Source organism: Streptomyces sp. NPDC033221 (assembly GCF_055577005.1).
This window is the reverse complement of record NZ_JBVIQN010000083.1, coordinates 1-6334: the sequence shown is the minus strand read 5'-3', so window position 1 is coordinate 6334 and position 6334 is coordinate 1. Positions and strand designations below refer to the sequence as shown.

Below are 6334 nucleotides of genomic sequence, written 5' to 3'. Positions count from 1 at the left end.
CCCCGCAAGCTCCGCAAGAGACGCGACCGACGCACCCACACCCAACTCATCAGCACCCAGCGACACACACCGCACCTCGGCGGACCGCACCTCGGGCGCCGCCACCCAGTCCAGCGACAGCAACGCGTCGTACTCCGCACGGCGCTGCGCCGCCACCGGGCTCGCCGTACCGGCCGGCTGCCCGCTGAGGAGGAGTGTCTCGGCGGAGAGTACGGGGGCGCCTTCGACGTCGACGGCCGCGATGGACACCGAGTCGTCGCCGGTCTTCACCACCCGGGCCCGCAGCACCGCCGCTCCCCCGGCGTGCAGCGACACGCCACGCCAGGCGGACGGCAGGAGGAGTTCCCGCTCGCCGCCGACACCGGTCAGCCGGTGGTACTGGAGCACCGCGTCCAGCAGCGCCGGGTGGACACCGAAGGACTCGGCCTCCTCGGCGGCCCGGTCCGGCAGCGCGGCCTCGACGAAGACCTCGTCCCCGCGGCGCCATACGGCGCGCAGGCCCTGGAACGCGGGGCCGTAGCCGGTGCCCTCATAGAAACCCTCCAGATCGACGACCACGGCGTCCCGCGGCGGCCAGACCTCGGACCCGAAGTCCGCGATCCGCTCACCGCCGGCGAGGGTGCCGAGGGCGTGCTGCACCCACGGCTGGTCGGCCGCGCCGTCGGAGCGCGAGTGCACCGAGACCGTACGGGCGCCCGTCTCGTCGGGCGCGCCGACCAGCACCTGGAGCTGCGCGGCGCCGTCCTCCGTGAGCGTCAGGGGCGCGAGCAGGGCGAACTCCTCGACCCGGTCGCAGCCGACCTGGTCGCCGGCGCGCAGGGCCAGTTCCAGGAAGCCGGTGGCCGGGAAGGACACGCTGCCGCCCACGACGTGGTCGGTCAGCCACGGGTACGTCTGTGTCGACAGTCTGCCCGTCAGCACCACCTCGCCGGAGTCGGCGAGGGTGAGGGTCACGCCCAGCAGCGGGTGTTCGGCCGGGAGCAGGCCCGCGCCGGTGACGTCCCCCGACAGCGTGGCCGGCCGGGGCCAGTACCGCTCGTGCTGGAAGGGGTAGGTCGGCAGGTCCACGCGGCGGGCCCCGGAGCCCGCGAACCACGCGGCCCAGTCCACCGGCACACCTGCGACGTGCAGCCGCGCGAGCGCCGTCAGCAGCGCCGTTTCCTCGGGACGGTCCTTGCGCAGCGCGCTGACGAAGACCGCGGCCTCGTCCGCGCTGTGCTGGGCCATCGCCGTCAGCACTCCGTCCGGCCCCAACTCCAGGAAGACGGACGCGCCTTCGGCCTCCAGCGCCCGTACGCCGTCCGCGAAGCGCACCGTTTCCCGCACGTGCCGCACCCAGTAACCGGGCGAGCACATCAGCTCCTCATCGGCGAGTTCCCCGGTCACGTTGGACACGATGGGGATCTCCGGCGTCTTGAACGACAGCCGCTCCACGACCTGCCGGAAGTCCGCGAGCATCGGCTCCATCAGCGGCGAGTGGAAGGCGTGGCTCACCGAAAGCCGCTGCGTCTTGCGGCCCTCGGCCGCCAGTTCCCCCGCGATGCGGAGGACTTCGGCCTCGTCCCCGGCGAGCACGACCGCCTTCGGCCCGTTGACCGCCGCGATCGACACCCCCTCGACCAGCCGCGCGGCGACCTCACCCTCCGTGGCCTGGACGGCGACCATCGCACCGCCCGCCGGAAGGGCCTGCATCAGCCGGGCCCGCGCCGCCACCATCGCCGACGCGTCCTCCAGCGACAGCACGCCCGCCACATGCGCGGCCGCGATCTCGCCGATCGAATGCCCGGCGACGTAATCCGGCCGGATGCCCCAGGACTCCACCAGCCGGAACAGCGCCACCTCGACGGCGAACAACGCCGGCTGCGTGAACCCGGTCTCGTCCAGACCCTCCGCCTCGCCGAACATCACCTCCCGCAACCCGGCATCGAACTGCTCCAGCACGGCGTCCAGCGCCTCGGCGAACACCGGGAACCGGCCGTACAGCTCCCGGCCCATCCCGACGCGCTGCGCGCCCTGACCCGAGAACAGGACCGCGACCTTCCCGGCCGTGTCCTCGGCGTAGCCGCGCGCCACCTCGACGGTGCTGCCGCCCTCGGACAGCAGTACGGCACGGTGTTCCAGGTGCGCCCGGGTGGTTGCCAGCGAGAAGCCCAGGTCGACCGGGGACAGGCCGGTCAGCGCGGTGATCTGCTCGCGCTGTGCGGCCAGTGCCTCCTCCGACCGGCCCGATACCGGCCACGGCACGACCGCCGGCACGATCGTCGCAGCGGTCTCCGGAGAGGAGTGCGAAACGGCCTGCGCAGAGATCTGTGCAGAGATCTGCGGAGCGGCCTGCGGATCACTTTCGTCCTGCTCGTCGGGCTCCTCGGCGGCCGGTGCCTGCTCCAGGATGACGTGCGCGTTGGTGCCGCTGATGCCGAACGACGACACACCGGCCCGCCACGGCCGGTCGGCCTCGGGCCACTCCCGGGTCTCCGTCAGCAGCTCCACCGCACCGGATTCCCAGTCCACGTGCGACGACGGCACATCGGCGTACAGCGTCTTCGGCAGTACGCCGTGCCGCAGCGCCAGCACCATCTTGATCAGCCCGGCCGCGCCGGCCGCCGCCTGGGTGTGGCCGAGGTTGGACTTCACCGAGCCGAGGAGCAGCGGCCGCTCGGGGTCGCGGTCCTGGCCGTAGGTGGCCAGCAGCGCCTGGGCCTCGATCGGGTCGCCCAGGGTGGTGCCGGTGCCGTGCGCCTCGACCGCGTCCACGTCCGAGGCGGCGAGGCCGGCGCCGGCCAGGGCCTGCTGGATCACCCGCTGCTGGGACGGGCCGTTGGGCGCCATCAGGCCGTTGGAGGCGCCGTCCTGGTTGACGGCCGAGCCGCGGACGACGGCCAGGATCTCGTGCCCGTTGCGGCGCGCGTCGCTCAGGCGCTCCACGACGACGATGCCCACGCCTTCCGACCAGCCGGTGCCGTCGGCGTCGTCGGAGAACGCCTTGCAGCGGCCGTCCGACGCCAGCCCGCCCTGCCGGGTGAAGCCGGCGAAGCTCATCGGCGTCGACATCACCGTCACACCGCCGGCCAGCGCCAGCGAGCACTCGCCGCTGCGCAGCGCGTGGGCCGCCAGGTGCAGCGAGACGAGCGAGGAGGAGCACGCGGTGTCGACGGTGAGGGCCGGGCCCTCCAGGCCGAAGCTGTACGAGAGCCGCCCGGACAGGATGCTGCCCGCGAGACCGGTGCTGCCGTGGCCTTCGATGTCCTCGCGGGAGTTCAGTACGGCATTGATGTAGTCGACGCCGCTGGTGCCCACGAAGACACCGGTCCGGCTGCCCCGCAGGGACACCGGGTCGATGCCGGCGCGCTCCAGCGCTTCCCAGGAGGTCTCCAGCAGCAGCCGCTGCTGGGGGTCCATCGCCACCGCTTCACGGGGCGAGATGCCGAAGAAGCCCGCGTCGAACGCGGCGGCGTCGACGAAGCCGCCCTCGGCGGTGGCGCTGCTGCCGCCCCCCTCACCGCTGAGTATGTCGAGGTTCCAGCCACGGTCCGCCGGGAATGCCGCGATGCCGTCCCGGCCGTCGCTCAGCAGCTGCCACAGCTCTTCCGGCGAACGCACACCGCCCGGCAGCCGGCAGGACATTCCGACGATGGCTATCGGCTCCTGCTTGGCGTACTCCGCCTCCCGAAGCCGCTGGCGGGTCTGGTGCAAGTCGTTCGTGACCCACTTGAGGTAGTCAACGAGCTTCTTGTCGTTCGGCATGACTGGAACCTTCCGTGAAAATACAGAGGCCTGACTCAGCGATCGCTGTGCCGGCCGAGCTCGTTGTCGATGAAGGCGAAGATCTCGTCGGTGCTGGCGGATTCGATGCGCTCGGCGACCTCCGCGCCGTCCTCCTCCGCCGGGGCCCCGCGCCAGTCGTCCAGGATCTGTGCCAGGCGGCCGGCGACCGCGGCCCTGGTGTGAGCGTCGGGCTCGCTGCCGGCGAGTGCGGAGCCGAGCCGTTCCAGCTCCGCGAGGAGGTCCGGGCCCGTGGCGGACTCGTCCACGAGCTGCGAGACGAGGTGGTCGGCGAGTGCGGCGGGGTTGGGGTAGTCGAAGACGAGGGTGGCGGTCAGCCGCAGACCGGTGGCGGTGGAGAGCCGGTTGCGGAGTTCGACGGAGGTCAGCGAGTCGAAGCCCAGGTCGTTGAACTCCCGCCGGGTCTCGATCGCCTTGGCCGAGGCGTGCCCGAGCACGGCGGCGGCCTCGGACCGTACGAGGTCGGTCATCATGCGGGTACGTTCCTCCGCCCGCGCCTCCTGCAGCCGCCGGCCGAGTGTCGCGGCTGCTTCGGCGCCTCCCGCGCCGCCCGCCGCCGTCCGGCGGGCGGCCTTGACCAGGCCCCGCAGTACCGGCGGTACGGTGCCGCGGTCCCGGGCGCCGGCGGTGACCGGCCCGATGGGAACCAGGTGGGCCGCGTCGACGGCGGTGGCGGCGTCGAACAGCGCCAGGCCCTGCTCGACGGTCAGGGGCGTGGCTCCGGCGGCGGCGATCCGCTGCACATCGACGTCCGACAGGGTGGCGGTCATGCCGCCGCCCGGTGCCCAGGCGCCCCAGGCGAGGGACTGGGCGGGCAGGCCCTGCGCCGTACGGTGGCGGGCCAGCGCGTCGAGGAAGACGTTGCCCGCGGCGTAGTTGCCCTGTCCGGAAGTGCCGAGTACGCCGGAGACGGACGAGTACAGGACGAACGCGGCGAGGTCGAGATCCTTGGTGGCCTCGTGCAGATGCCAGGCCGCGTCCACCTTCGGCCGCAGTACGGCCGACAGCCGCTCGGGAGTCAGGGAGGCCACCACGCCGTCGTCCAGGACACCGGCGGTGTGGATCACGGCGGTCAGCGGGTGCGCGGCGGGCACCGATCCCAGCGCCGCTGCCACCTGCTCCCGGTCGGCCACATCACACGCCAGGACAGTGACCTCGGCGCCGTGTCCGGCAAGCTCCGCCCGCAGCCCGTCCGCACCGGAGGCGTCCGGGCCGCTGCGGCTGACGAGCAGCAGATGCCGCACGCCGCGCTCGGCCACCAGATGCCGGGCCAGCTCACCGGCCAGACCACCGGTACCGCCGGTGATCAGCACCGTACCCTCCGGGTCCCAGACCCGCGGCAGGGTCAGCACGATCTTCCCGATGTGCTGCGCCCGGCTCATGAACCGGAACGCCTCCGGCGCCCGCCGCACATCCCACGTCGCCACCGGCAACGGCCGCAACACACCCGCAGCGAACAGCTCCAGCAACTCGGAGAGCATCCCCTGGACCCGGTCAGGGCCTGCGTCAGCGAGGTCGAACGCCTTGTAGCGCACCGGGGCGGTGGATTCGGGGTCGCGGATGTCGGTCTTGCCCATCTCCAGGAAGTGACCGCCGGGGGCGGTCAGCCGAAGGGACGCGTCGACGAACTCACCGGCCAGAGCGTTGAGGACGACGTCCACGCCGCGGCCACCGGTGACCTCCCGGAAGCGCTCCTCGAACTCCGTCGTACGCGAGGAGGCCATGTGATCGTCGGCGACACCCAGCTCCCGCAGCGTGCCCCACTTGGCCTCACTGGCCGTGGCGAACACCTCGGCACCCATGTGCCGCGCCAGCTGGATCGCCGCCATACCGACGCCACCGGCCCCGGCATGCACCAGAATCGACTGGCCCGGCCGCAGATCGGCAAGATCCTTCAGAGCGTAGAGCGCGGTCAGGAAGACCAGCGGCACGGAAGCGGCCTCGGCGGCCGACCAACCCTCCGGGATACGGGTCAGCAACCGCTGGTCCGTCACCGCCACCGGACCGTATCCACCGAAGACCATGCCCGTCACGCGGTCCCCCGGACGCAGCCCGCGCACGCCGGGCCCGGTCTCGGTCACCACACCGGCGGCCTCGGCACCCAGCAGTCCGGCCTCACCCGGATACATGCCCAAGGCGTTCAGTACGTCGCGGAAGTTGACACCGGCAGCCTCGACCCGGATACGAACCTGCCCCTCGGTGAGCGGCTCCAGGATCTCCGGGCACGGTGCGAGAACCAGGTTGTCCAGGCTGCCCTTGGCCGCGCTGTCCAGCCGCCATGGCACGTCGGCCGGCGGCAACAGCCCCGCACCGCCGCCGAGGGAGGCCAGCCGCGCCATCCGGACGGCGCCGCCTCGGACCACGAACTGGGCGTCCTCGGTGGCCAGCAGACCCGGCAGGTCAGCGAGCACCCCGGCGACATCCCCGTACGGCCTGTCCTGGCCGTCCTGGCCGTTTTCGTCCGGTCCGGCTTCGAGGTCCAGCAGTGCGATGCTCCCGGGGTTCTCCGACTGCGCCGAGCGCACCAGACCCCACACCGCGGCCGCCGCCA

2 protein-coding genes are annotated in these 6334 nt (G+C 72.6%); both read right to left on the bottom strand.

Annotated elements, in window-relative coordinates:
• Positions 1 to 3744: type I polyketide synthase (locus ACZ53K_RS42410; protein ID WP_468848425.1), on the bottom strand; the 3744-nt coding region annotated here is incomplete at its 3' end.
• 35 nt (positions 3745 to 3779) lie between these two features.
• Positions 3780 to 6334, bottom strand: a 2555-nt coding sequence (locus tag ACZ53K_RS42405) for a type I polyketide synthase (RefSeq protein WP_468848422.1), incomplete at its 5' end; no start/stop codon positions are given.